The organism is Caulobacter sp. 602-1 (assembly GCF_003931565.1).
Classification (GTDB): Bacteria; Pseudomonadota; Alphaproteobacteria; order Caulobacterales; family Caulobacteraceae; genus Caulobacter.
Genome location: NZ_RRYI01000001.1, coordinates 489,877 through 515,820 on the forward strand (window position 1 = coordinate 489,877; position 25,944 = coordinate 515,820).

A 25,944-nucleotide genomic window follows, 5' to 3' on the forward strand; every position below is an offset into this window, starting at 1 on the left:
CTGATAAGCTCTGGCTAGCTGAAAGAAGCCCGAGCCCTCGCCAGCCGCTCCACCGCCGCGTCCAGAGTCGCGTCCGCCTTGGCGAAGCATAGCCGCACCACGTTGCGCACAGGGGTCTCGGCGAAGAACGCCGACACCGGGATTGCCGCCACGCCGAACTCGACGACCGTCCGCTCGCAGAAGGTCACGTCATCGACCGGGACCCCCGACGCCGTCAGGTCGACGTTGAGGAAGTACGTCCCCTGGCTCTCCAGCACGACATAGCCGGCCGCGCGCAGGCCGGCGGTCAGGCGGTCGCGGGAGCGCTGCATCTCGACAGGCATCTCGTCGAACCAGGCGCGGTGGTTGTCGAGGCCCCACGCCACGCCGACCTGCAGGTTCGGCGGCGTGGTGAAGGTCAGGAACTGGTGCGCCGCCGCCAGGGCCCTGGTCAGGGCGGGGGCGGCCATCAGGAAGCCGACCTTCCAGCCGGTCATGCCGAACAGCTTGCCGGCCGAGCCGATCTTCACCGTCCGCTCGCGCATGCCCGGGAAGGTCATCAGCGGTCGATGCTCGCGGCCGTCGAACACGACCGCCTCCCAGACCTCGTCGCACACCGCGATCGCGCCGTGCTTGACGCAGAACTCGGCCAGCAAGGCCAGGTCCTCGTCGGGCGTGACGATCCCGGCCGGGTTCAACGGGCTGTTCAGCACCACCATCCGGGTCTTTTCGCTGAACGCCGCCTCCAGCATCGCCCGGTCGAACCGCCAGTGCGGCGGGGCCAGACGGACGAGGCGGGGGATCCCGCCCGCGCGGCGGACCAGAGGCAGGTAGGCGTCGTACAGCGGCTGGAACAGCACGATCTCGTCGCCGGGCGAGATCAGGGCCGTGAACGCCGCCGCCAGGGCCTCGGTGGCGCCGGAGGTGACGACGATCTCCGTATCCGGATCAAGCCGCAGGTCCTGAGCCCGGCCATAGTGCCCGGCCACGGCGGCGCGCAGCTCCGGCAGGCCGCGCATCGGCGGATACTGGTTGGAGCCCTCGATCAGCGCCCGCGCGGCCGCCTCCCGGACCGGCAGGGGCCCCTGATCGTCGGGAAAACCCTGGCCCAGATTGATCGCGCCGTGCTGGCGCGCCAGCCCGCTCATCCGCTCGAAGATCGTGGTGGGCAGGTTGTCGAAGACGGGATGGACCATGCCCTTGCCTAACACGGCGCGGGAATTCTGAAACCCGGCGGCCGCTCGCGCATTCTCGTGGCTTAGCTTCCAGAGGAGGGCATCACATGCACGGCGTCGGTTTCATCGGAGCCATCATCATCGGCATCTTCGCCGGCTGGATCGCCGAGAAGATCATGAAGCGGGACCATGGCCTGCTAACCAACTTGATCGTCGGCTTGGTCGGCGCGCTGCTCGGCGCGTTCCTGGCTGGCATGCTGGGCATCCACTTCTGGGGCTGGGTCGGCAGCCTGGTGATTTCGACCCTGGGCGCGATCGTGCTTCTGTGGATCCTGGGGTTGGTGAAGAAGTAGGGGCGACTAACCGAGCGCCGCTTCTTCTTCCGCGCCGTCGTCCTCGCCTTCCCGACGCATCTGTCGCGCCAGGTTCGACAGCAGGAAGCTCGGGATGTCGCCCACCGGCATCGGCCGCCCGTACAGGAAGCCCTGGAAGGTGTCGCAGCGCATGTCGGACAGCAGCCGCGCCTGGGCGGCGGTCTCGACGCCTTCCGCGGTGACTTCCAGGTTCAGGGTCTGGCCCAGGAGGGCGATGGTGCGCAGGATGTCGGCGATGGCCGTGTTGTCCTGCATCTCCGCCACGAACGACCGGTCGATCTTGATCTTGTCGAACGGGAAGCGCCACAGATAGGCCAGGCTGGAATAGCCGGTGCCGAAGTCGTCCATGGCGATCTTGACGCCCAGGGCCTTCAGGGCGGCCAGCTGTTCCAGGGTCTTGGCGCTGTCGTGCAGCAGCAGGCCCTCGGTGATTTCCAGTTCCAGGCGGCCCGGCGCCAGGCCCGAACCGGCGAGAGCCGCCTTGACCTGGGCGACCAGCTCGCCGGATGCGAACTGGTTGGGCGAGAGGTTGACGGCGACGGTCAGATGCGGGGGCCAGCCGGCGGCGGTGCGGCAGGCCTCGTGCAGCACCCACTCGCCGATCTTGCCGATCAGGCCCCATTGCTCGGCGCACTCGATGAAATCGGCCGGCGGCACCAGGCCCCGGCGCGGATGCTGCCAGCGTAACAAGGCCTCGAAGCCCGTGGTCTCGTGCTCATGAGCGCCGATCAGCGGCTGGAAGAACAGCTTGAGCTCGTTTTTGGCCAGGGCGTCGCGCAGGTCCAGCTCCAGCGCCCGGCGCTCCTGGGCCCAGACGTCCATGGCGGTTTCGAAGAAGCGATAGGCCCCGCGTCCGTCGCCCTTCGCGCGGTAGAGGGCCAGGTCCGCGTTCTTCAGAAGGCCGTCCGGATCGTCGGCGTCGAATGGCGCGACGGCGATGCCGACGCTGGCGCCGATCAGCACGTTGTGGCCGCGCACGTCGTAGGGATCCGAGAGCGTGTCGACGATGGCCATGGCCAGGGCGCCCAGCGCCTCGGCGCCGGGCGAGGGCGCGATGACCACAGCGAACTCGTCGCCGCCGAGCCGCGAGACCAGACCCTGGGCCCCGACGCAGTCGCGCAGGCGCGCGGCGGCCTGGACCAGCAAGGCGTCGCCGATCGGGTGGCCCAGGCTGTCATTGACGCCCTTGAAATGGTCGAGGTCCAGGCACAGCACGGCGCAGCCCAGGCCGCTTCCGCCGTGGGCCTTGGGCTTACCATGCTCGTTCCAGGCCTTGCCCAGGGCCTGCAGAAACGACAGGCGGTTGGGCAGTTGGGTCAGCACGTCGTAGTGGGCCAGGCGCGAGATGCGGGCCTGGTCCTCGCGGGCCTGGGTGATGTCGGCGCCCACGCCCCGGAAACCGATGAAGGCGCCGTCCATGTCGAGCACGGGCTTGGCCGACAGCGACCACCAGTGGGTCTCCTGGCCGACGCCGATCGAGACGACCACGTCGCGGAAGGTCTTCTGTTCGGCGAACAGGGCCGAAAGGGAGGCGACCGGGCCGCTGGGGGCCTCGGCCGCGCCGCACAGCTCGGACATCGGCCGGCCGATCAGCGCGTCCTTGTCTGCGCCGGCCGCGGCGGCCATGCGGTCGGAGACATAGGTCATGGCCCCGGAAGCGTCGACCTCCCACAGCCAGTCGCTGGCGCCTTCCTCGAAGTCGCTGAGCAGCAGAGAGACAACCTGCCTCTGCTGTTCCAGCTCATCGGCGGCGACCAGGCGTTCGACGAAGATCTTGGCGTGCGACAGGCACGAGACGCTGACCACCAGGTGGCAGAAGATCAGCAGGCCGCCCAGGGCGTACAGAATCGGGTCGTGGCTCGTGGCCAGCGCCCACAGGGCGCCGATGACCATGGGGGTCGAATAGGCGATGGCGGCGGCTGGCAGGGTCAGCATGGCGAAGCCGCCACAGCCGATCATCCCGGCCAGGACCGAGGCGACCAGCATCGGCATGGCGCCCGAGAAGCCCTGCGCCTTGGGCATGGTCAGGACGGGCAGCACGCTCCACAGCAGGCCCAGCAGGCCCGCTTGGATGACGATACGCCGCACGCCCCGCGCGGAAACCGTGGACTTGGCGCTCTTGCGGCGCCGGGCGGCGTACCAGCCGCGCAGGCCGAGCAGGGCGTAGCTCATCACCGTCGCCGCCCAGACTGTCAGGATGACGCGGTGCGGCCCGGTCAGGCCGGCCAGATTGACCAGCAGGGCGATGACGATGTTGGCGCTCATCATCACCGGGGTCATGCGCAGAATGGACTGTACCTGCTCCATGCGTACGCGTCCGGCCATGGCCTCGGGCACGGCCGGGTTCACGCGCTCAGCGAGCGCGGCCAGGCCGCGGCCGATCATCGAACTGATGGCGCGCACGCGCTGTCCTCGTCTCAACTGGAGTGGAGATCTGCTGGGCCAACCATCCTTCGCCCGGGTAAACCTCCGGTTAAGTTCGTGATTTGGCGAAGCAAATCGCGCCATGAAATCGAATGCATGGCTGTATTCGCGATCGGCCCGCCAGTTAACGCTCCGCTCCGTTCTTCCTGATGAGAGCTGGAGCCCAGATCTCGGAGCGCCGGGCTGGCCGGCTTGGTCTGGTGTTTCTGGGACCGCCCCGGCGCTGTTCCGTCCGGGGGGCGGCTATCGGCCGCGAAAAGGGAAGGGGCCGGGGCAAAGAAAAAGGCCGCCGTCCTTTCGAACGGCGGCCCAATTCTCGAAGGGTGAAGAATCCTACTCTTCCTTGACGCGACGCTTGCGGAACGACGGGTTCAGGATCTGCTTGCGCAGGCGGATGTTCTTCGGGGTCACCTCGACCAGCTCGTCTTCCTCGATATAGGCGATGGCCTGCTCGAGGGTCATGCGGCGCGGCGGGGTCAGGCGGATCGATTCGTCCTTGCCCGAGGCGCGGACGTTGGTCAGCTGCTTGGCCTTCATCGGGTTGACGTCGAGGTCGTCCTGACGGGCGTTCTCGCCGATGATCATGCCCAGATAGGTCTTTTCGCCGGCGCCGACGAACATCACGCCACGCTCTTCCAGGTTCCACAGCGCATAGGCCGCCGTCTCACCGTCCGAGTTGGAGATCAGCACGCCCTTGCGCTGCTGGTCGATCGCGCCCTTGTAGGGCTCATAGTGGCTGAACACGCGGTTCAGCACGCCCGAACCGCGCGTGTCGGTCAGGAACTCGCCCTGATAGCCGATCAGCGAGCGCGACGGAGCGACCAGCTGGATACGGGTCTTGCCCGCGCCCGACGGGCCCATGTCCTTCAACTCGGCCTTCCGCAGCGACAGCTTCTCGATGACGATGCCCGAGAACTCGTCGTCGACGTCGATCATGACGTCTTCCATCGGCTCCAGGCGCTTGCCGGTTTCCGGATCGGTCTGGAACACGACGCGCGGACGGCTGATCGACACCTCGAAGCCTTCGCGGCGCATGTTCTCGATCAGAACGCCCAGCTGCAGTTCGCCGCGACCGGCGACTTCATAGGCGTCGCCCTCGGCGGTCTCGGTGACCTTGATGGCCACGTTCGATTCGGCTTCCTTCAGCAGGCGATCGCGGATGACGCGGCTTTGCACCTTGTCGCCTTCGCGGCCGGCCAGCGGGCTGTCGTTGACCGAGACGGTCATCGAGATGGTCGGCGGATCGATCGGCTGGGCCGGCAGGGCCTCGGTGACTTCCAGGGCGCACAGGGTGTCGGCGACGGTGGCCTTGGACATGCCGGCGATGGCGACGATGTCGCCGGCCTCGGCGCCTTCATCGACCGGCGAACGCTTCAGACCGCGGAACGCCAGCACCTTGGTGATGCGACCGCGCTCGATTTCCTTGCCGTTGCGGTCCAGGGCCTTGATGGCCATGCCCGGGACGGCCTTGCCGCTCTCGATGCGGCCGGTCAGCAGGCGGCCCAGGAACGGGTCGCTTTCGATCAGCACGTTCAGGATCTGGAACGGCTCGTCCTTCTTGGCGATCTGCTTCGGCTCCGGCACGTGGCGGACGATCAGGTCAAACAGCGGGGCCAGGTTGTCGTTGGGCACGTTCATGTCGAGCGTGGCCCAGCCGGCGCGGCCCGAGGCGTAGATGTGCGGGAAGTCCAGCTGCTCGTCCGTGGCGCCGATGGCGGCGAACAGGTCGAAGGCGGCGTTGTGGACGCGATCGGGATCGGCGTGGGCGCGGTCGACCTTGTTGATGCAGAGGATCGGCTTCAGGCCCATCTTCAGCGCCTTGGTCAGCACGAACTTGGTCTGCGGCATGACGCCTTCTTCGGCGTCGACCAGCAGGACGCAGCCGTCCACCATGCCGAGGATGCGCTCGACTTCACCGCCGAAGTCGGCGTGGCCGGGCGTGTCGATGATGTTGATGCGGGTTTCGCCCGCTTCACCGTTCCACAGCACGCTGGTGCACTTGGCCAGAATGGTGATGCCGCGCTCACGCTCCTGGTCATTGGAGTCCATGGCGCGCTCGGTGGTGGCTTCATTGGCGCGGAAGACGCCCGACTGGGCCAGCAGCTGGTCGACGAGGGTGGTCTTGCCATGATCGACGTGCGCGATGATGGCGATATTTCGCATGGACATGGGAGCGGACGGACTTTCGGGAGGAATAGGAGATGACGCTGTGCGCGTCAGGCGCGCGGCTTTTACGCGACTGCGTCCGATTTATCCACCCCTGACGCTCGGAAAGACTTGTCGCAGGTAACCGGTGTCATTCGCAAAGCCTTATGAGCCTTGGGTTTGCGAGGTGTTCTCACTGGAGACCGTTTCAAACGCAACAAATTGTGCGCTGCAACATGCCTAAATTTAATGCACTTCCGAGTAGCGCTGTTCTGTGATCCTTACCCCACAACGGGTTGCGCGATACTCCTGTCAAAAAATCGACATTAACAGCGACTTTTTCACTTGCCTGTTTTTGCGCCGCACCCTATAAACATTCCTGTGAGGCGGCGCTGCCGCTTCTGCCCTTCCTGGGCGTTTCCTCCCTAATGAACTGGCCCGGCGGTTTCGCCGGGCTTTTTTTTGGTCCGGGCGGCCACGGGCGTCATTGATCCATGACAAGGCGCGTCGGGAGGCGGGCTCGGACCCAATTCTGGCGCGGGGGCCTTCTCGCCCTAACGCAGTTCCGCGAGATCCAGCGCCGCCAACACCCTGGTCAGCGACGCGGCGTCGGCCGTGAGTCGCGCCAGGCCTTCGGTCGGTTCGCGCGTGGTCTCGTTCATGTAGAGCGCGCGGTTGATCTCGATCTGCAGGGCGTGAGTGCGCCGGGCCGGGCGGCCGTAGTGCTCGGTGGTGTAACCGCCGGCATAGGGAGCGTTGCGGACGACGCGATAGCCCAGGGTTTCCAGTTCGCGCTCGACCAGACCCGTCAGCTTGGGGGAGCAGGCCGCGCCGAAGCGGTCGCCCAGCACGATGTCGCACGGACCGCCGTTTCGGGCGCGCTGGCCGTGCGCGGCGGCCGCCGGCATCGAATGCCAGTCGATCAGAATCGCCGCCCCATGCGCGGCGCGCGCCGCCGCCAGTTGGCGGTCCAGCGCGTCGTGATAGGGGCGGTGGGTCAGTTCCACCCGCGCCCTGGCCTCGGCGAAGGTCAGCTTGCGCGCGTAGATCGGCCGCCCCTCGCCGGCGATGCGGGGAATCGTGCCCAGCCCCGCCGCCACCCGGGCCGAGCGGCCGTGGGCGTAGTCGGGCAGGGTCTCGGCGAACATCGAGGGATCCAGCTCCCACGGCTCGCGATTGAGATCGACATAGGCGCGGGCGAGGCGGGCGCGGATGACGCTGGCCCCCAGGGCCGGCGCGCCAGCGATGATCTGGTCGACGAAGGCGTCCTCCGAGGCGCGCAGCGTCTCGACCGGCAGGCGCGCGGCGGCGATCATGTCTTCCGGATAGATCCCGCCCGAATGGGGCGAAGCGAACACCAGGGCCGTGGGCGGGGGGATTCCGGCTCGCGCGGCGCGCGTCACTTCGAACGCCGGGCCGCCGAACGTCTCCAGCGGCGCGGTCATCTCCCCGTCCTTTGGGGCGTTGTCTGCCGAGAGGGGCCGCCAAGCGCTCATCCGGGCATCATCGAAGCCCGACCGCGCCGGGTCAAACGACAAACAGCGCGATAGCGGTTCGTCCACAGCCCGCGACACTTAGGTTCATCCCCGATTTACGCTCATCGCGCTAAGGTGACTGTCTCCGATCGACGACTTTCCCTGGAACGTGACCTCATGGCCCGCATCCTTCTCGCCGAAGACGATGATTCCCTCCGCGGCTTCCTGGCGCGGGCGCTGGAACGCGCCGGCTTCGAAGTCCAGGCCTGCGCGGATGGCGAGGAAGCCGTCCAGCACCTGGAACATCCTTGGGATCTGCTGCTGACCGACATCGTCATGCCGGGCATGGACGGCATCGAGGTGGCCCGCCAGGCCGCCGCCCGCGACCCCAGCCTGCGGATCATGTTCATCACCGGCTTCGCCGCCGTCGCCCTCTCGGCCCAGGACCGCGCGCCGGCGGGCGCCAAGGTGCTGTCCAAGCCCGTCCACCTGCGCGACCTGGTCGCCGAGGTGGAAAAGATGATGGCCGCCTAAAAAGTTGCCCTAAAAAGTTTTAGGGCGGCTTGCGCCTCGGCGAAGCCGCCGCTATACCCCCACACCTTCCCGGCCGGGACGCCTCTCGAGGCGCTTCGGATCGCTTCGGCGGACGCGTAGCTCAGCGGGAGAGCACTACGTTGACATCGTAGGGGTCACAGGTTCAATCCCTGTCGCGTCCACCATCCTCCTTTCCCAATAAAGCCAAATGCTTGCGGCTTGATCGAGCAATCGGTCTCTGGCCGATTTTCGGCGTCCCTCCAGTTTCCCCAGCATGGGCGCGAAATTCCCGCGCGGCATCCATCGCGGCACGCACAGTGTGCTCGTAAGCGAGCTTGCGAGGGTGACCTGTACCCACCACCGCGCTCCCGCTTAGGGGGGGGCGGCTCCAGCGGCGACGCCGCGGCGTGAGCTCGACGTAGTCGACGCCAGAGACATAGGGAAAGTGGCTGTGCGCCGCCGCCGAGCCGTAGTCGAAAATCTCGTTGCGTACTGACGTCCGACTCTGTTGGGCGAGATAGCGCAACTGCCGCGTTCCCGGGTGAGACCTTACGCGGCGGGCCATTTCGTCCGAACCGCGACCGGTGGCGCTCTATCGGATCCTGTCGTGACGCGTGACGTTCGGCTGCCAATCGCTCACTCAGCCCGTGCCTCGCGTTCGCGCAATATGGTTGAATGGCGACCTCGGCGATCTGGTCGCGACTTATTCTCTTCCAGATGCGGTCGGAGGACTCTCAGAAAGGAGGCCTGCGAGAGCTTCGCGCCTTCGCGGATTTTGAGAGATCCAATCAACTGGCCCGGCTCGCGCTGGGCCATTTTTCAGGATGCGGTCAGAGCCTGATGGGCGGGGACGTCAGACAGGCGGTCGACCCGATGGCGACGTGATCCGGCGGCGAAAGCTAAAGAGCGTATTTGCGCCCTTCCTCCGCTATCATGAATTTGAAGAAGCCGATCTTTTCCAGTTGCCGCTCTACCGACCTACGGCTCGATCGCGCCGCTCCCGACGGCTTTATGTGCGTGACCAGTATCGGCAAAGCCCGCATGCGAGCGTCGTCCTGCGTCATGCGGCGCAACGTCTGAAGCTCGGTGTTCAGCCACATCGGGGTCAGGTGCCCGTAGAGTCTGGCGGCTGGGACCGGGTCGGGGTACGAGACCTCGATCAGCATTCCCCGCAACCGCCCTTGCCGCACCAACGGAGCCACCGCGCGCCAGAGATCTTCCAGGTTCGTCGCGTGTTCGACCGCGTCGGGACCCGTGTCGCCCAGGCAGAGGAAGGCGTCCGGTCCGCTCCGGAGCAGGAACGCGGTCGATGTCACGCCTCCGTGTGACAGCGGGTAGGCCGTGACGGTCATGCCCGTACCTGCGATCGGCTCGGGCGTCCCGCCAGGTTCCAGGTCCTTGTAGTGATACTTGCCGATGTGAGGCGAGGGGCCGCGGTCGCCCATGTTGGGCCATGCGACCCAGTTGAAATAGTGATCCGCGAGCGCTTGGTTCACTTGCGGCAGGCTCATGATGTCTTTCTGGGTGTCGTCTGGAGACGCCAGCACAAGACCCGCGACATGGTCGAGGTGGGCGTGTGTGATCAGGTAGGCGGCGATGGAGTCCATTACCTGTCCGCGCGAGTCCGCCCCTGGGTAGCGGCCCTTGCGCACGGCCCGATCCAGGCCCGAAGCTAGCGTGCCCACGTCGCACATCACGCCCGACCGGTTCCCATGGGCGACGATATGGTAGGCGCTCGTCGGCTCTTCCACGCCGCCGTTGACGCCTAGCGCGACGACCTCGAAGGCGGACGGCGGCGGCGCGGCCGCCGAGAGCAGGAGAAGCGCTGGAAGAAGCGCTCGCGGGAAACCTCGACCTTGCATGACGCCCAGACTCGAAAAGATCTGAAGCTTGTCGCGCCGAGAGCGGAATGGCGAGGCATAAGGGGCTTGGCCGCCCCGCCACCGACGAGCAACTCCCTGGAGCCGCGCTAAGCGGCAGCACAGGCGCGAGCTTGCCCGGTACGGCGTCACATGAAGTAAGAATTTATTTCCACTCCCGCGCTCGCTTGACCGGCGAGCGCCGCGCGCCATTGCATCCGACCAGAACAAGGCTTTCAGCGTCCCCGGCCATCCGCCGCGGCGCCAGGGTCTTCGCGTAGCGTTACAGGGCCCAGTTGGGGGAATTTGCGATCATGTTGAACTTGTCCGCCTGGACACGCCGATCCCTCTTGGCTGCGGCCTTCGCCGGGATGACGGCGACGTCGGCCCTGGCGCAGGCGCCGGTTTCGCCGCCCGCCGCGTCCACGGCCACGGCCACGGCCACCGCCCCCATCCCGATCCGTGTCGTCGTCGTCACGGCCTATGCGCTGGAAGACAAGGCGTGGATGGCCAAGGCGCCCCAGACGCTGGACTTCCCGAACGGCGTCGCGCCGCTGGGCTACGATCCGGCGAAGGGCGTCCTGATCGTCCGCACCGGCGTGGGCACCAACCATGCGGCCATCACCACCTTCGCCCTGGCGACGGATCCGCGCTTCGACCTTTCCAAGGCTTACTGGGTGATCGCGGCCATCGCCGGGGTCAATCCGAACGAGGCCTCGCCCGGGTCGGCGGCGTGGATCGGCAACGTCATCGACGTCGACTTCGGCAAGTGGGTCGATCCGCGCGAGGCCCCGCCGGAATGGCCAGGCGGCTATCCGCCGTTCCAGCCGCCGCGCGCCGGCCGGCCCGATAGCGTCTACTATCCGCTCAACACGGGCCTGCGTGACTGGGCCTATGGGCTGACTAAGGGCATTCAGCTCCCGGACACCGAAGCGCTGAAGACGGCGCGGGCGCGCTTCTCCAGCTATCCGAACGGCTCCAAGCCGCCCTTCGTGCTGACTGGCGACGAAATCTCCGGCCAGGCCTACTGGCACGGCGAAATGCTGACCAAGCGCTACGCCAAGCTCGCCACGGACTTCAGTGGCGGCAAGAGCCGGTTCGTGATGACCGCCATGGAGGACACCGGCGTCGCCAATGCGCTGCGGCGGCTCACCGTGGTCGGCAAGGCCGACTACGACCGGCTGGTCGTCCTGCGCACCGCCAGCAACTACTCGCAGCAGGCTCCGGGCGAGAGTCCGGTCGACAGCATGAACCGACCCTATGCCGGGGTCGGCGACGCCGCCGCCTACGCCGCCCTCGTGGTGGCCGGCAAGGTCGTCGACGAGCTCTCGGGCAATTGGGCGGTCTATCGCGACAAGATTCCCGGCGACGGGAAGTAACGACCTGAAACGGCGGATCGACCCTCGTGGTCGGTCCAGCCGCGAGGACGCGCCAAGCGTCCCGACCGTTGGGGGAAACACCGCAGACTCCGCTTCACGGCTGGCCATGCGCTTCGGCGCGCAAGCGCGGTCGAAGGCGAGGCGGGCGTAACGGATTCAGTTCGGTGTGGCTCGGGGGGACCGTGGCCCACCATCTCAAGGGGACCCAAATGCGACATCTTTATGCCGCGAGCGCCATCGCGCTCGCCTTGGCGGCCACCGGAACGACGGTCGTCGCCCAGGAGACGACCTCCTCGATCCGGGGCTCGGTGACCGCCGGCGGCGCGGCCGCCGTCAACGCCAGCGTCAGCGCCGTCCACGAGCCCTCGGGCACGACCGCGAACGCCACCACCAACAGCGCCGGCGCCTTCAACCTGACCGGTCTGCGTCCAGGCGGCCCCTATACCGTGACGGTGACCGCGCCGGGCTTCCCGCCGGTGACCTCGCAGAATCTCTTCCTGAGCGTGGGTCAGCCTTATGTCCTGCCGGTCGCCGTGGGCGACACGCAGGTCGACGCCCTGGTGGTGACCGCCACGCGGGGGGAAAAGAGCGGCCCGCTGGTCACGGTGTTCGATCGCGACAGCATCGCCAGCGTAGCCTCGGTGTCTCGCGATATCCGCGACATCGCCCGTCGCGATCCGTTCGCTTCGTTCAATCCCAGCACCCGCGGCGTCTCGATCGCGGGCCAGAACGGCCGGACCAACCGCTTCTCGGTCGATGGCGTGCGCTTCTCGGACAACTTCGGCCTGAACCAAGGCGGCCTTCCCAGCGCGCGCGGCCCGATCCCCTTGGACGCGATCGAGCAGCTGTCGGTCAAGATCGCGCCCTATGACATCTCCGAAGGGGATTTCCAGGGCGGCTCGATCAACGTCGTTCTGCGCTCGGGGGGCAACAAGTTCACCGGCGCCGCCGGTTACACCTATTCGGACGACAGCCTGATGGGCACGAAGTCCAAGGGCAGCAGCTTCTCGCAGGAGATGACCTCCAAGACGCGCAACGCCTTCATCTCGGGGCCGATCATCAAGGACAAGCTGTTCTTCGCCTTCGCCTACGAGAAGCTCGATGAGACCGTCCCGTCGGTCTTCGGCCCGCCCGGTTCGGGCAACGCCATTCCGAACCTGACCCAGGCCCAGGTCGATCAGGTCACCTCGATCGCCAAGTCGGTCTACGGCTACGACACGCTCGGCGTGCTGACCAGCCGTCCTGAAAAGGACAAGAAATGGACGCTGAAGCTCGACTGGAACATCAACGACAACCAGCGCCTGTCGTATTCGACCATCCAGAACAAGGGTGAGACGATCGCGCTGAGCGGCGGCAGCTCGTCAATCACCTCGCCGGGCCTGGGCCTGGGCTCCTACGCCACTCACGAGCCGGAAAAGGTCGAGACCCACGTCCTGCAGCTGAACTCCCGCTGGACCAACGCCTTCAGCACGGAGGTGCGGGTCAACTACCGCGACTCGATGAAGGTCCCGATCTCGTTCGGCTCGCCAGGCTACAGCGACATCACCGTCTGCCTCGACCCGGTCGCCGTCGGTTCGCTGAACCAGTGCACTCAGACGGGGACGCCGCGACTGATCTTCGGCACCGAAGCCTTCAGCCAGGCTGACGTCGTCGGGCAAAAGCAGTATGGCGCCGAATTCGTCGCCCGCTACAATCTCGGCGACCATGCCTTCAAGCTGCACGCGTCCTACAGCCGGCTGAAGATCAGCAACACGTTCGTGGCCAATTCGCTGGGCACCTACTATTTCGACTCCCTGGCGGACTTCCAGGCCCGCCAGGCCGGCCAGCTTCTGTACCAGTACTCGATCACGGGCAAGCTGTCGGACGCCAGCGCCAGCTTCGACTATGATCAGCTGACCTTCGGCGCTCAGGACAGCTGGGACATCACGCCGGAGCTGAACGTCACCGCCGGCGTCCGTTTCGACGGCTACGAGATGAAGGACAAGGCGCCGCTCAAGACGTCGTTCGTCAATCGCTACGGCTTCGCCAACAACGCCAATATCGACGGCAACCTGGTTGTCCAGCCGCGCGTCGGCCTGACCTGGCGGCCGACCGATCGCCTGACGGTGCGCACGGGCGTGGGCCTGTTCAACGGCGGCGCGCCAGACGTCTTCGTCGGCAACAGCTTCTCGAACGCCGGCGTGTTCACCAACACGGTCACGATCGGCCGCGCCGTCGGCGGTACGGGCTGCACTATCCCGGCGACGGTGGCCAACGCCGCGGCGATCTGCGCGGCGGCCCTGAACAATGTCCAGGGCAACAAGATCGACCCCCTGGTGTCGAGCTACCTGCAGACCAACACTTCCGCCCTCGGGGCCTCGCCGACTTCGTTCATCCTGCCGACCTTCAAGCTGCCGGCGCAGTGGAAGACCAACCTGTCGGTCGACTACGTGGCCGATCTGGGCGAGCGACTGGGTGACGGCTGGCGTTTCGGCGCGGACCTGTTCTATGGGCGCGCGGACTCCGCCGCCTACTATACCGATCTGCGCCTGACCAAGGTCGGGACGGCGCCCGACGGCCGCCCGATCTATGCCGACACCTACACCAATACGGCCAACAGCGACCTGGCCATGCTGAGCACCGACAAGGGCAAGTCGGTCATCGCCGTCGCCCGGGCCAGCAAGTCCTTCGACTTCGGCCTGGATACCGGCATCAGCTATACCTACTCGGACGTGAAGTCGCTGTCGGACATGGGCAGCTACGCCTCGGGCGGTTCGACGGCCAGCGGCACCTATGGCGGCCAGCCGATGGTCGATCCGAACCAGCCGGCGTATGGCCGGTCCAGCTACGAGGTGCGGGACAACTGGAAGTTCAACATCGACTACGCCCACGCCTTCTTCGGCGACTACAAGACCAGCTTCAATCTGTTCGGGGAACTGCGTTCGGGCTCGCCCTACAGCCTGACGATGAACACCACCTTGTCCAACAGCCGCTCGACCCTGTTCGGAACGACCGGTGGCGGCAACCGCTACCTGCTGTACGTGCCGGACGTGTCGAGCATCACCGCCGACTCCAAGGTCAGCTATGCCTCGACGGCGGTCTATGAGGCGTTCCGCGACTTCGTGCGGGCCAACGACCTGAGCCAGGGCGTGATCGGCAAGAATACGGAGAAGTCCCCGGACTACTTCAAGGTCGACCTGCACGTCGAACAGGAGGTGCCCGCGCCGTTCCTCGGCTCGGCTCGGTTCAAGCTGTTCGGCGATGTCGAGAACCTGCTGAACCTGATCAACAGCGACTGGGGCTCCTACAGGACCTACAACCCGCTGACCTCGGTGGTGAACGTCGCCTGCGCCCAGCAGGTCGGCTCAAGCTGCAACCAGTATTCCTACACCGCCTTCACCAAGCCGACCCTGCAGCCGAACGCCCAACTGGGCGTCTGGCGGGTCCGCCTGGGGGCCCGCTTCGAGTTCTAGTTTTCACCGCTTAAGCTTCGGCCCCGGCGTTCGCGCCGGGGCCGATTCCATATTAGGGGGCAGCGCATGATGTCCGCATCCATGAAGGCTCTCGTGGCCCTGTTCGCCGCCAGCTGTCTGGCGTCCGCCTGTCCGGCGATCGCCGGGACGTCCGCGGACACCGAGCTGGACGCCCTGTTCGCTAAGGCGGCGACGTCGCCGCCGTTGCTGCGCGTGCTGTTGACCAAGTTGCCCAAGGGCGCGGACCTGCACAACCACGCGGGCGGCGGCACCTATGCCGAGGACTTCATCGCCTGGGCCGCGGCGGCCGATGGCTGTTTCTCCAGGTCGACCCAGTCCCTGGTATCGGCCCCTTGCGCCGGCGAGGCCAACGCCGATCGGGTTGCGCTGAAAGGCCTGCCCGAGCGAGACCCCGACCTCTACAGCGACATCGTCGATGCGCTCTCCACCCGCCGCTTCGAGCAGGGGGTAGGCGATCCGGAAATCTCCGGCCATCGTCGTTTCTTCCGCACCTTTGGCCGCTCGGGACGGGGCGGCGGCGAGGACCGCGGCGTGCGGATCCAGGCCGAGGCTCTGCGCCAGGCCGCGCTCGACAATACCCTGTATCTGGAGCTGATGGCCGGCTCGAGCGCCTCGCGGGCGGTCGTCCAGGCTTCGGCCGCCATCCCGTGGTCCGATCCGTGGGTCCAGACGGCCGACGGCTCGCCGCCTCAGCGCCTGGACGCCAGGATCCTGCAAGCCCGTCTCGATCAGCTGAAACCAGCCATCGCCAAGGCTACGCCGGCGGCGGTCGCGGAGGCTGACGCCAACGACAAGGCCATTGTCGCCCTCAATCGTTGTGAGACCGCCAAGCCCGAGCCGGCCTGCGATGTGACGCTGCGCTATCTGCTGTCGATCTCGCGCCAGCGCCCGCCCGAGGTGGTGTTCGGCCAGATGGCCGCCGCCTTCGCCCTGGTGAAGGCCGATCCGCGCTATGTCGGGATCAACATCCTGGAGCCCGAGGACGGGCCGGTGTCGCTGCGCGACTACCGGCTGCACATGCGCCTCTTCGCCTTCTTCAAGACGCTGTATCCCGACGTGCCCCTGACCCTCCACGCGGGCGAGCTGGCCATGGGCCTGACGCCGCCGCGCGACCTGCGCTTCCATATCGCCGAGGCGGTCGAAATCGCCGGGGCCCGCCGTATCGGCCACGGGGTCGACATCGCCTACGAAGACGACGCCGAAAAGCTGTTGGCGCGCATGGCCCGCGACAAGATCGCCGTCGAGATCAACCTGACCAGCAACGACGTCATCCTGGGCGTGAAGGGCAAGGACCATCCGCTGCCGCTGTATCTGGCCGCCGGTGTGCCCGTGACCCTGTCTACGGACGACCTGGGCGTTTCACGCAGCGATCTGACCCACGAATACATGCGCGCGGTGCTGGAACAGGGCGTGCGCTACGGTCAGCTGAAGCAGATGTCGCGCGACAGCCTGACCTACTCTTTCCTGCAAGGCGCGAGCCTGTGGGATGGTCCCTGCGCCGACGCCAGCGGCCCGACGCCGTCCGGACCCTGCGCGGCGGTGCTGAAGACCAGCCCCAAGGCGCGCGATCAGTGGCGTCTGGAGCGGGCCTTCGACACCTTCGAGACCCAGATGAAGGCTATCGTCCCGAAGCTCGCCCCGTAGAGCCTGTCCTGTTTCAGCCCGCCGTCATCCAGACGAAGCGGGCGACGAACAGGCCCGCGAGCACGAACAGCAGCCAGTCGCCGCGTCGGGCCTGGCCGCGCACGATCTTCAGCGCCGCGAAGACCGTGACGCCGAACGCCAGGCCGTTGGCGATCGAGAAGGTGAGTGGAATGATGATCAGCGTCAGGAAGGCGGGCACGGCGGTGTAGGCGTCGTCCCAGTCGACCTCGGCCAGCGGCGCCATCATCAGGCCGCCGACGATGATCAGGGCGGGGGCTGTCGCCGCCGCGGGGACCAGTTGGGCATAGGGCGCCACGAACACCGCCAGCAGGAACAGGATGCCGGTCACCACCGAGGCCAGGCCCGTGCGGCCGCCGGCCTGCACGCCAGCGGCGCTCTCGACATAACTGGTTACGGTGCTGGTGCCGACCACGGCTCCGACCATGGTCGCCACCGAGTCAGTGGTCAGGATGCGGTTCAGGCCCGGGATCTTGCCCGCCGCGTCGACAAGGCCGGCGCGCTTGGTCACCGCCACCAGGGTGCCGATGTTGTCGAAGATATCGACGAACAGGAAGACGAAGATGATCTCGAGCAGGCCCAGGCCGTGCCCGCCGAAACCCAGGGCGCCGGCGATATCCAGCTTGAACGCCGTCTGCGTCATCGCGGTCAGGCTGTAGGGCTGAGGCGTGAACACGACCTGGCCGCACAGCCAGGCAATGATGCTGGTGACGACGATGCCGATCAGCAGGGCGCCCTTTACCCGCCAGGCGCTGAGGCCGGCGATCAGCAGCAGCCCCAGAAGCGCCAGGGCGGGACCTGGCTGACGCAGGTCGCCTAGGGCCACGAAGGTCGCCGGATTGCTGACCACGATGCCGGCGTTCTTCAGACCGATGAAGGCGATGAACAGGCCGATGCCGCCAGCGACGGAGGCGAAGAGGTGTACGGGAATGGCCGCGATGATCATCTGCCGGACGCCGGCCGCCGTCAGCAGCAGGAAGATCGCTCCCGACAGGAACACGCAGCCCAGACCGACCTGCCAGGGCACGCCCATCTGCAGCACGACGGTGTAGGTGAAGTAGGCGTTCAAGCCCATGCCGGGCGCCAGGGCGAGGGGCACGTTGGCGACCAAGCCCATGGCCAGGGTGGCGAATCCGGCGGCGATGCAGGTGGCCACGGCCACGGCGGCGACCGGAAGGCCCGCATCGGACAGGATCGCCGGGTTGACCATGATGATATAGGCCATGGCGACAAATGTCGTGGCCCCGGCCAGGATTTCGGTCCGAACGCTGGACCCCCGCGCGCTGATCCCGAAGTGACGGTCCAGCGCGGCTGTCGTTCCAGTCGCGCCTTGCGAGGCCTTGCCGCTCATAGGTCTTCCCGATCCTTCGCCGTGCCCCCGAGGAGGGCGCCGGTACGCCAAATAAGAGGGCAATTCGCGCGGGATGCGCGCGACGTCCCTGAAGCCAGGCGCGCCATGGCGACGGACCTCGTTCTTCGTCGCTAGACAGATAGCGGCGACGTGGCCGCGTGGGGTGTTGGATAATGAAGCTGTTACTTACTGGCGTGAGATCGGCGACCGATGCCGAATGTGTTGGCGCGTTGCGCCCGTCGCGCGGGCGCCTGCTCGACGCGAGAACAGGTTTCGCCAGGCCGGGGCGCGGAGCCGGCTGGAGATTCGCCTTGGGATCCGCTCTGGCGGGCTTTGTGGCGATGGTCTCGGCGGGAATGGCCATGGCCCAGACCGTGGCGACCGCGCCATGCAAAGCCACCATCGCCGTCATCGGTGGGACCTATCTGAACGACGCGTTGCTGAATTCCAGCTACCTGGGTCAGACATTCCGCATCCAGACCCCGGTGGGGGAGTCGCCCGAGATCGCGTGCGGCAAGGCCAATGGCGTCGACTTCTACTACATCCACGGCCACGGGCAGGGGCGCTGGGTCGAGACCTGGACGGCGCTCTACAAGCTGGGCGTCAAGGAAGCGATCGGCGGGGCGACGGCCGGCGGCGTCAATCCCGAGATGAAGACTCGCGACTTCGTGGTCCCCAGCGACTTCATCGACTTCAACATCTCGCGGCCGCGCGCCTTGCCCAAGCAGATCTACGCCGCGGGCGAGACCATCCTGCCGCGCTACACGCCGGCGACGGACCCGCTTCTGGACGACATCCTGGTCGACGAAACCCGCAAGCGCCTAGCCGCCGACGCCTCGCTGAAAGACATCAGGGTCCACAAGGGCGGCGTGGTGATCCAAGCAGCGGGCGGGCGGTTCGAGACGCCGGCCGAGATCCGCTTCTTCAAGCAGATCGGCGGCGACATGGTGACCATGAACGTGGGGTCCGAAATGGCCTATGCCCGCATGGCCGGCGTCAACTACGCGAGCCTGGTCGTCATATCCAATCCGGCCGAGGGCTTGGGTGATTGGCGCTTCGAGGACCTGACCGCTATCTATCGGTCGCTCAACAAGGTCTCGCTGGACATCGTCATCGCGGCTCTCCCGCGCATCGCGGGTCTGGCGGGAAAGCCGCGTGTCGGCGATGCGCTGCGCATCCATCCGGAAATGACCAGCAAATAGCGCCTCACATCGGCAAGGGCGGTGAGTTGCGCTTTCGTCAGTTTCGCTCGAACGATCTGGTCGATCTCGATGACGATCGCGGTCGGCTCTCGGTCGGCGGCCGCGGCCGCCGACATCGGCCTACGTCCATGTTCGCCGCGCCGGAGTCTGGCGGGCGATTTCGGCGCACGTGGTCAAGCTCGAATGGCTGATCCTCAGACGATGCAAGCCAATGGGGCAATCGGGCGTCACAAGCCTATATCCCGCCTCCCGACCCCCTCTCCAAAGCGCCCGTCGGTAGCGGCCCGTCATAGCTGGCTCGGGCGCTGCGACCGATCATCGGCTCGGCCATGGCCTCCTGTGCGTGCGCGATCCAGCCGATGGCCCGGCCGATGGTGCCCAACGCCAGTTCATTGCCGGCCAGGCCCAGGCGATGACCCAGGAAGGCCAGCAGCACGATGACGCCCGGTTCGCGCGAGGTCAGGTCCGTGACGACGCCAACGGCTGTCTCCAGCCGTTGGAACAGAGGGTCGTGGACCAGGCCGGCGCGGCAGGCCGACAGCAGGGCCTGGGCGCGCCGGTCGCCACCCCTGTGCATCGGCAGGGTCTCGAAACCCGCCAGGTCCTCACCGGCCCGGAAGCGCGAGATGATCGGCTGGGCTGGATCGGCGGCGCCGAGGATTTCCAACACCAGACGGCGAACGGCTTCGTAACGCTGGATCTTGGCCTTCTGACCGGTGGCCGCGACCAGGCCGACCAGCACCGCCGCATAGGGTGTCAGTCCTGTGCTGGCCGCCGCCCGCACGGCGTGGGTGGTGGCGGCGAACTCGTGGTCGGCGATCAGGATCAGAGCGCGCCGGATCAGGTCGGCGAAAACCAGGTCCGCGCCCAATGTGTCGGCGATCGCGCGATGCACCGGCGCGGGCGACGGTGCGTCTGCGCCCAGGATCAGCGCGGTCAGCCAGCGCAGGGCGTCCGCGCCGGAGGCGGCGAAGCCGGCCGGAGACAGGTCGAAGGCCCGCGGGTTGGCGCGCTCGATCAGCGGCAGCATCGACATCGCCCGGTCGAGCGTTGGGGCGTCTTGCAGGGCGGCCAGCATCGCCGGGAGCATGGGTGGCGCGTGCGGCAGGCGATCCGTGAAGATCTGATCCGCCGGAGCCTGCCAGAGCAAGGCCGCGACATCCTCGACGCTTGCACGGTCGGCCAGGTCGACGACGTCATGGCCGCGATAATAGGTGCCGGTGGCCGTTAGAAGGGTGATGCGCGTGGACGGGGCGGGCGGTTCGCCGCCCTGCGGCTCGAAGGACGCCAGCAGCGCCAGGATGTCGGCGCGCCAGTAGCGGCGGCGCCGGGTGCCCGGCACGGCGAACGACCGCAGCCCCTTGCGACTGACATACGAGTACAGCGTCGGAACCGAGATTCCGAGCGCTTCGGCCGCTTCCGGCGCGTCCATGTAAAGATCATCGCTCATGGGCCTTTCTCCAAACATTGACGCAATTCGTCAAGATTGACGAACGTTGATGCGCTGTGTGTCCTTGCGCTCAAGACGGCCGTAGAGCCGCATCAGAGGGAAAGGAAACAGCCATGAAGAAGGCGATCATCGCTGCCGCGCCGCTGGGCGTCGCATTGGCCGCCGCGGCGTCCGCCGTCGCCGCGCAGGTCTCGACCGCACCGCAGCCGTCCGCCACGATCGAGGAGGTCGTGGTCACGGCCCAGCGCCGGGCGGAGAACGTCCAGAACGTGCCGATCACCATGAACGTCTTCGGCGCCAAGCAGGTCGAGCAGGCCCGCATCACCGAGGTGAGCGAGGTCGCAAACCGCACCGTCGGTCTGAACTTTGACGCCTTCCCGACCAGCCAGCCGCGGCCCGCCATCCGCGGCATCGGCTCGTCCGACCGCGGGGCGGCGGGCGATCCGTCGACGGCGGTCTTCATCGACGAGGTCTATATGGGCCGGCCGGCGGCCGTGGCCTTCGACGCTTTCGACGTCGAGCGCATCGAGGTGCTCAAGGGCCCGCAGGGGACGCTTTGGGGCAAGAATGTCGTCGGCGGCGCGCTGCACGTGGTCAGCCGCCGGCCCAGCCTAGCCGGTTTCGACGCGAGCGTCGCAGCGACCTTGGGCAATTACGACCGGCGCGAGCTGGCGGCCTACGCCAACCTGCCGCTGGGCGACACCGTGGCCCTGCGGATCAGCGCCAGCACCCGCCAGCACGACGGCTTCGTGCGCAACCTCTACCTGAACAATCGCGTGCAGGACGAGGACACCCAGAGCCTGCGCGCCCAACTGCTGTTCAAGCCGAACGACCGCCTGACGGCCCTGATCGCCGCCGACGGCACGCGCAATCGCGCCACCTTGCCCGCGCGTCACACGATCGGCGTCGATCCGGCTAGCTCCAGCGCGGCGGTCTGGCGCAACGCCGTCGACCGCGATCCGGGCGTCACCCGGATGGACATCAACGGCGGCGACGATCGCGACACCTACGGCCTGAGGTTCAATCTCGACTACGACTTCGGCGCCGCCATCCTGTCGTATGTCGGCAGCTATCGCTGGCTGGACTACGACTCTTTCGGGGATGGCGACGGCGGCAATCCGACCACCAACCGCATCAATATCCGCGGCGGCCAGTACGAGGAGACCGAGTTCTGGAGCCAGGAACTGCGTCTGACGGCGGCGCCGGGTGGGCCGCTGTCCTGGGTAACGGGGCTCTATCTTTACCGCGCCGACACCAGCCGCACCGATCTGCTGGTGCTGGACAGCCCACCGGCGCCGTCGAACACGTTCCTGGCTCGCGACCAGTACGACCAGAAGAATGTGACCGACAGCGCCGCGGCTTTCGCCGATGTCACCTACGCCCTGACCGATCGCCTGAAGGTCTTCGGCGGCTTGCGCTATTCGCGCGACAAGAAGGACTACGGCGTCTCGACCCAGGCCAGCACGGCCTTGGTCCGCGCAGCCAGCCGCTATGCGGTGCGCGCCTCGGACTCATGGAACCAGCTGACCTGGCGCCTGGGCGGCAACTATGAACTGTCCGACGCCGCCATGGTCTATGGCTCGGTCTCGACGGGCTTCAAGAGTGGCGGCTACCAGGACACCCCCTCGACGCCGGCCTCGGCCGCCACGCCCTTCGACGCCGAGATCGCCACGTCGTATGAGATTGGCTTGAAGAGCCAGCTGCTGGGCCGCACCCTGCTGTTCAATCCCAGCCTGTTCTGGATCGACTACGACGACCTGCAGGTTCGCCGGACGGTCGGCTTCGACACCATCACGACCAACGCGGGCTCGGCGCGCATCCGTGGGGCCGAGGTGACGGCGCAGTGGACGCCGGGCGGCGGATTTTCGCTGGGCGCGGCCTACGCTTTCACCGACGCGCGCTTCGTCGATCTCGTCACCGGTGGGGCTGATCTGTCGGGCAACCGGCTGAACCGCAATCCGCGCCACAAGATCTCGCTGTCGCCGGCCTACGAGCGGGCGCTGGCGAGCGGCGGGACGGCGTTCGGCGCGGTGGACGTCAACTACGAGAGCTTCATCTTCGATGATATCGACAACAATCCTATCAACGTCCGGCCGGCGCGGACCCTGGTCGATGCGCGGCTGGGCTATCGCAGCCCCGACGGACGTTGGGAGGCGATGCTCTGGGGCAAGAACCTGACGGACGAGGTGACCATCACCCACCAGTACATTCTCGCGGGCGGCCAGTTCGCCTATTTCGGTCCGCCCCGGACGTACGGCGCGACCCTGCGCTGGCGCTACTGAGGGGGCGGCGGTGAACTCCTCGCTTCTCGCCGTCACCGGGTTCGGCATGGTCGCCGTCTTCATGACGCTGATCATGACCCGGCGGCTGTCGGCCGTGGTCGCCTTGATACTCGTGCCCGTCCTGGTCGCGGCGTTCTGCGGCTTTGGTCCGGCCATGGGTCCGATGATCGTCAAGGGCCTGGTGAAGCTGGCCCCAACGGCTGCGGTGCTGCTGTTCGCGGTCTTCTACTTCGGCGTGATGATCGACGCGGGACTGTTTCGGCCGCTGGTCGACCGGGTGCTGGCCATGGTCGGCGGCGATCCGCGCAAGGTCGCCCTGGGCACGGCCGCGGTGGCGGCGATGGTCTCGCTGGACGGCGATGGCGCGACGACCGCCATGGTGACGATCACGGCCTTCCTGCCGATCTATCGCCAACTGGGCATGAACCCGCTGATTCTGGCCGTGCTGCTGGGATCGTCCAACGCCATCATCAACATGGTGCCGTGGGGCGGGCCGCTGGCGCGGCTGGCGGCGGTGCTGCAGGTCGACCCGAATGCGATCTTCCTGCCGCTGATCCCGGTCATGGCGGTCGGGCTGCTGGGCGTCGCCGCCCTGGCCTGGCGTCTGGGCGACGTGGAGCGCCGACGACTGGGCGTGCAGGACCTGGCTCCCGACGTCTGGCGGGTCGATCCCGCCCAGGCCGCCGTGGCGCGACCCAAGCTGTGGTGGCTGAACCTGGGCCTGACGATCGCGGTGCTTCTGGCGGCCATCCTGCGCCTGGCGCCGCTGCCGGTGGTGTTCATGGTCGGCTTCGCGATCGCCCTGACCCTCAACTATCCAAGGCTGGACGACCAGCGCGCCCGCCTGGCCGCTCATGCCCCGGCGGTGATGGGCATCGTCGTGCTGGTCTTCGCGGCCGCGACCTTCACCGGCGTCCTGGAGGGAACCGGCATGGTCGGCGAGATGGGCAAGGCCTTCCTTGCCGTGCTGCCCCCGTCCTGGGGACCGCATCTGGCCGTGGTCACCGCTTTCGCCAGCGGCCCCATGACCTTCTTCCTGTCCAACGACGCGTTCTTCTTCGGCATCGTTCCGATTATCGCCGAGATGGGACAGGCCTACGGCATCGCGCCCGAAGCCATCGCCCGCGCCTCGCTGCTGGGCCAGACGGTCCATGTGCTGAGCCCGCTTGTGGCGGCCGTCTATCTGGTCGCCGGCCTGCTCGAGGTTGATGTCGGCGCGATGCAGCGATTTGGCCTGAAGTGGGCCGTGGCGTTGATGACGCTGATGATTCTGGCCGCCGTGGCCTTCGGCGCTGTCCCCCTGTCCGGAAATTCTTCCGTCGCCCCGACCGCCGAGGCGTGGGCGGCCTCAGTTCTCGCGCGGAGCGCATCATGACCGATTTCGAAGACACCCTCGTCGTCGTCCCCGTCGGCGCGCTGGGCGCCGGCATCGATCCCGAACACGTGGAGGCGGGATTGACACAGGGCGCCCACGCCATCGCGTTGGACGCGGGCTCGACCGACAGCGGTCCGTCCTGCCTGGCGACGGGCGTCTCCAAGTACAGCCGCGAGGCCGTGAAATCGGACCTGCGCGTGCTGATGGCGGCGCGGGCGAAGTATGGCGTGCCGCTGCTCATCGGCACCTGCGGCACGGCCGGCGGCGACGCCGGGGTGGCCTGGACGCTCAATATCGCGCAAGAGGTCGCCGCCGAGCTTGGGCAGAATCCCAGGATCGCGACCCTGCATTCGGAGCTGAGCCGCGAACAGGTGCTGGCGAAGCTGGAGGGCGGCAAGGTCTTGCCCCTGGCGCCGCTGGGGCCGCTGGATGCGGCCACGATCGAGCGCTGCGAGCATATTGTCGCGCTGATGGGGCCCGAGCCCTACATCGCCGCGCTGAAGGACGGCGCCGACATCGTCCTGGGCGGGCGGACCACCGACACCGCCGTCATCGCCGCCGTGCCGCTGATGCGCGGTGCGGGAGCGGGAGCGGCTTGGCACGCGGGCAAGATCTCGGAATGCGGCGGGCTCTGCACGGCCGATCCCACCGACGGCGGCGTCCTGATCAAGGTCGGGCGCGAAGCCTTCGAGGTCTGGCCGCTCAGCAGCCAGAACCGCTGCGACGTCTACAGCGTCTCCTCGCACATGCTGTACGAGAACAGCGATCCCTTCATCCTGACCGAGCCCGGCGGCGTGTTGGACGTGACGCACGCCCGGTACGAGGCGATCGGCGAGCGGGGCGTCCGGGTGACCGGATCGCAATTCCTGCCCAGGCCCTACACGATGAAGCTGGAAGGCGCGGCGCTGGGGCCGTTCCAGACCCTGATGTGGGTCGGTATCGCCGATCCGGCGGTGTTGGCGGTGGTCGACGGCTTCGTCGCGACGCTTCACGCGGCCCTGGTCGAGCGCGTGCGCAAGGTCATGGGCCTGACGCCGGACGCCTTCGATATTTCGCTGCGCCCCTATGGCTGGAACGCGGTCTCGGGGCTTCCCGCCGCCGAAGGGACCCCGCCGCCGCGCGAGATCGGCCTGATGTTCGTGGCCACCGCCGAGACCCAGGACCTGGCCACGCGCATCGCCAGGACCTGCAATCCCTACTTTTTCCACTTCCCGGTTCGTCGCGGAAAGGAGCTGCCCAGCTACGGCTTTCCGTTCTCGCCGGCCGAGGTCGAGCGCGGCCGCGCCTATGAGTTCGTCCTCAACCATGTCGTTGCGACACAGGATGGGATGGAGCTGGTTCGCCGCGACATGATCGACAGCCCCATCCCGGAGATCGCCTGATGGCCAAACTGAAAGACGTCGCCCGCTACGTGCGCTCCAAAGCGGCGGGGCCGTTCTGGATCACCGTCGATATCTTCTTCCCCTCGCGCGACGTCTACGACATCAGCAGGGATGCGGCGGGCTTGGCCACGACGGCGATCGAGCAGGCGCTGCGGCTCGATCCGGGCTCGGCCAAGCGCGTCGATGTCCCCGATCTGGCGGTGATCAAGTACGCCTATCCGCGCCGACACGCGCAGGGCGGCGCTTTCGAACGCGACATGCACGGTGGCCAACAATTTGTTCCGCTGCTGGAGCTCGAAATCTGAGCACCCTTGCAGTGATCTTCCCCGAGAAGATGGACGGGGTTAAGCCGCTCTGCGTCCGGCCTCGGCGGGGCCGCCGCCGGCCAGACACAGTCGCCGGCGGCCGGCGTCCTTGTGCATG

Annotated in this window: 17 protein-coding genes and 1 tRNA gene; 11 read left to right on the forward strand and 7 right to left on the reverse strand. The window is 67.2% G+C overall.

The window, feature by feature from the left end; genetic code table 11:
• Positions 1-14: 14 nt before the first annotated feature.
• The gene (locus EIK80_RS02425; RefSeq protein WP_125155367.1) at positions 15-1,175 is read right to left on the reverse strand and encodes an aminotransferase; all 1,161 of its coding nucleotides are present in this window, start codon (positions 1,173-1,175) and stop codon (positions 15-17) included.
• 86 nt (positions 1,176-1,261) lie between these two features.
• Here EIK80_RS02425 and EIK80_RS02430 point away from each other — a divergent pair, with 86 nt between their 5' ends.
• Entirely contained in the window at positions 1,262-1,507 is a 246-nt protein-coding gene (locus EIK80_RS02430; protein WP_125155368.1) for a GlsB/YeaQ/YmgE family stress response membrane protein, read from the forward strand.
• Positions 1,508-1,513: 6 nt separating this feature from the next.
• Here EIK80_RS02430 and EIK80_RS02435 read toward each other — a convergent pair whose 3' ends face one another.
• The 3 genes from EIK80_RS02435 to EIK80_RS02450 all read right to left on the reverse strand — a co-directional run bounded on the left by EIK80_RS02435 (position 1,514) and on the right by EIK80_RS02450 (position 7,593).
• The gene (locus tag EIK80_RS02435; RefSeq protein ID WP_199743347.1) at positions 1,514-3,931 is read right to left on the reverse strand and encodes a bifunctional diguanylate cyclase/phosphodiesterase; all 2,418 of its coding nucleotides are present in this window, start codon (positions 3,929-3,931) and stop codon (positions 1,514-1,516) included.
• 354 nt (positions 3,932-4,285) lie between these two features.
• Positions 4,286-6,121 (reverse strand): translational GTPase TypA, encoded by a 1,836-nt coding sequence (gene typA, locus EIK80_RS02440; protein WP_125155370.1) that lies wholly within the window; start codon positions 6,119-6,121, stop codon positions 4,286-4,288.
• A 530-nt stretch (positions 6,122-6,651) separates the two neighbouring features.
• Entirely contained in the window at positions 6,652-7,593 is a 942-nt protein-coding gene (locus tag EIK80_RS02450; RefSeq protein WP_125155371.1) for an N-formylglutamate amidohydrolase, read from the reverse strand.
• Between the two features lie 156 nt (positions 7,594-7,749).
• Here EIK80_RS02450 and cpdR point away from each other — a divergent pair, with 156 nt between their 5' ends.
• Together cpdR and EIK80_RS02460 are read left to right on the forward strand one after the other, a co-directional pair.
• On the forward strand, positions 7,750-8,106 hold the full coding sequence (gene cpdR / locus EIK80_RS02455) for a cell cycle two-component system response regulator CpdR (RefSeq protein WP_004616083.1): 357 nt from the start codon (positions 7,750-7,752) through the stop codon (positions 8,104-8,106).
• A gap of 110 nt (positions 8,107-8,216) precedes the next feature.
• Positions 8,217-8,291: transfer RNA gene (locus tag EIK80_RS02460), tRNA-Val, on the forward strand.
• A gap of 714 nt (positions 8,292-9,005) precedes the next feature.
• Here the strand turns inward: EIK80_RS02460 and EIK80_RS02465 are convergent.
• Positions 9,006-9,968, reverse strand: a complete 963-nt coding sequence (locus EIK80_RS02465) for an MBL fold metallo-hydrolase (protein ID WP_158624627.1) — start codon at positions 9,966-9,968, stop codon at positions 9,006-9,008.
• Positions 9,969-10,279: 311 nt separating this feature from the next.
• On the opposite strand from EIK80_RS02465, the gene EIK80_RS02470 reads away from it, so the two are divergent.
• From EIK80_RS02470 to EIK80_RS02480, 3 genes are all read left to right on the forward strand, one after another.
• Entirely contained in the window at positions 10,280-11,344 is a 1,065-nt protein-coding gene (locus EIK80_RS02470) for a purine nucleoside permease (protein ID WP_125155373.1), read from the forward strand.
• A 209-nt stretch (positions 11,345-11,553) separates the two neighbouring features.
• Positions 11,554-14,796, forward strand: a complete 3,243-nt coding sequence (locus tag EIK80_RS02475) for a TonB-dependent receptor (RefSeq protein ID WP_125155374.1) — start codon at positions 11,554-11,556, stop codon at positions 14,794-14,796.
• 66 nt (positions 14,797-14,862) lie between these two features.
• Positions 14,863-16,461, forward strand: coding sequence for an adenosine deaminase (locus EIK80_RS02480; protein ID WP_125155375.1), 1,599 nt, complete (start codon positions 14,863-14,865; stop codon positions 16,459-16,461).
• Positions 16,462-16,474: 13 nt separating this feature from the next.
• Here the strand turns inward: EIK80_RS02480 and EIK80_RS02485 are convergent, their stop codons facing one another.
• The gene (locus tag EIK80_RS02485; RefSeq protein WP_125155376.1) at positions 16,475-17,830 is read right to left on the reverse strand and encodes an NCS2 family permease; all 1,356 of its coding nucleotides are present in this window, start codon (positions 17,828-17,830) and stop codon (positions 16,475-16,477) included.
• Between the two features lie 311 nt (positions 17,831-18,141).
• Here EIK80_RS02485 and EIK80_RS02490 point away from each other — a divergent pair, with 311 nt between their 5' ends.
• Entirely contained in the window at positions 18,142-19,032 is an 891-nt protein-coding gene (locus tag EIK80_RS02490; RefSeq protein ID WP_199743348.1) for a hypothetical protein, read from the forward strand.
• A 235-nt stretch (positions 19,033-19,267) separates the two neighbouring features.
• On the opposite strand, the gene EIK80_RS02495 is transcribed toward EIK80_RS02490, so the two are convergent.
• On the reverse strand, positions 19,268-20,482 hold the full coding sequence (locus EIK80_RS02495; RefSeq protein WP_158624628.1) for a citrate synthase: 1,215 nt from the start codon (positions 20,480-20,482) through the stop codon (positions 19,268-19,270).
• Between the two features lie 113 nt (positions 20,483-20,595).
• Here EIK80_RS02495 and EIK80_RS02500 point away from each other — a divergent pair, with 113 nt between their 5' ends.
• From EIK80_RS02500 to EIK80_RS02515, 4 genes are read left to right on the forward strand one after another with little or no spacing between them, the layout of a single operon-like run.
• A complete protein-coding gene (locus tag EIK80_RS02500; protein WP_125155379.1) occupies positions 20,596-22,764 on the forward strand; it encodes a TonB-dependent receptor in 2,169 nt (722 codons plus the stop codon).
• A 10-nt stretch (positions 22,765-22,774) separates the two neighbouring features.
• Positions 22,775-24,139, forward strand: a complete 1,365-nt coding sequence (locus EIK80_RS02505; RefSeq protein ID WP_125155380.1) for a CitMHS family transporter — start codon at positions 22,775-22,777, stop codon at positions 24,137-24,139.
• Positions 24,136-25,521: an acyclic terpene utilization AtuA family protein gene (locus EIK80_RS02510; protein ID WP_125155381.1), complete on the forward strand. Its 1,386-nt coding sequence runs from the start codon at positions 24,136-24,138 to the stop codon at positions 25,519-25,521. Before EIK80_RS02505 ends, EIK80_RS02510 begins: the two co-directional genes overlap by 4 nt.
• Positions 25,521-25,826: a DUF4387 family protein gene (locus tag EIK80_RS02515; protein WP_125155382.1), complete on the forward strand. Its 306-nt coding sequence runs from the start codon at positions 25,521-25,523 to the stop codon at positions 25,824-25,826. Before EIK80_RS02510 ends, EIK80_RS02515 begins: the two co-directional genes overlap by 1 nt.
• The last annotated feature ends 118 nt before the right edge of the window (positions 25,827-25,944 follow it).

Coding starts and splice junctions, on each gene's coding strand:
- EIK80_RS02425 (WP_125155367.1), bottom strand. CDS start 1,175: ATGGTCCATCCCGTCTTCGACAACCTGCCCACCACGATCTTCGAGCGG.
- EIK80_RS02430 (WP_125155368.1), top strand. CDS start 1,262: ATGCACGGCGTCGGTTTCATCGGAGCCATCATCATCGGCATCTTCGCC.
- typA (WP_125155370.1), bottom strand. CDS start 6,121: ATGTCCATGCGAAATATCGCCATCATCGCGCACGTCGATCATGGCAAG.
- EIK80_RS02450 (WP_125155371.1), bottom strand. CDS start 7,593: ATGAGCGCTTGGCGGCCCCTCTCGGCAGACAACGCCCCAAAGGACGGG.
- cpdR (WP_004616083.1), top strand. CDS start 7,750: ATGGCCCGCATCCTTCTCGCCGAAGACGATGATTCCCTCCGCGGCTTC.
- EIK80_RS02465 (WP_158624627.1), bottom strand. CDS start 9,968: ATGCAAGGTCGAGGTTTCCCGCGAGCGCTTCTTCCAGCGCTTCTCCTG.
- EIK80_RS02470 (WP_125155373.1), top strand. CDS start 10,280: ATGTTGAACTTGTCCGCCTGGACACGCCGATCCCTCTTGGCTGCGGCC.
- EIK80_RS02475 (WP_125155374.1), top strand. CDS start 11,554: ATGCGACATCTTTATGCCGCGAGCGCCATCGCGCTCGCCTTGGCGGCC.
- EIK80_RS02480 (WP_125155375.1), top strand. CDS start 14,863: ATGATGTCCGCATCCATGAAGGCTCTCGTGGCCCTGTTCGCCGCCAGC.
- EIK80_RS02485 (WP_125155376.1), bottom strand. CDS start 17,830: ATGAGCGGCAAGGCCTCGCAAGGCGCGACTGGAACGACAGCCGCGCTG.
- EIK80_RS02495 (WP_158624628.1), bottom strand. CDS start 20,482: ATGAGCGATGATCTTTACATGGACGCGCCGGAAGCGGCCGAAGCGCTC.
- EIK80_RS02500 (WP_125155379.1), top strand. CDS start 20,596: ATGAAGAAGGCGATCATCGCTGCCGCGCCGCTGGGCGTCGCATTGGCC.
- EIK80_RS02510 (WP_125155381.1), top strand. CDS start 24,136: ATGACCGATTTCGAAGACACCCTCGTCGTCGTCCCCGTCGGCGCGCTG.
- EIK80_RS02515 (WP_125155382.1), top strand. CDS start 25,521: ATGGCCAAACTGAAAGACGTCGCCCGCTACGTGCGCTCCAAAGCGGCG.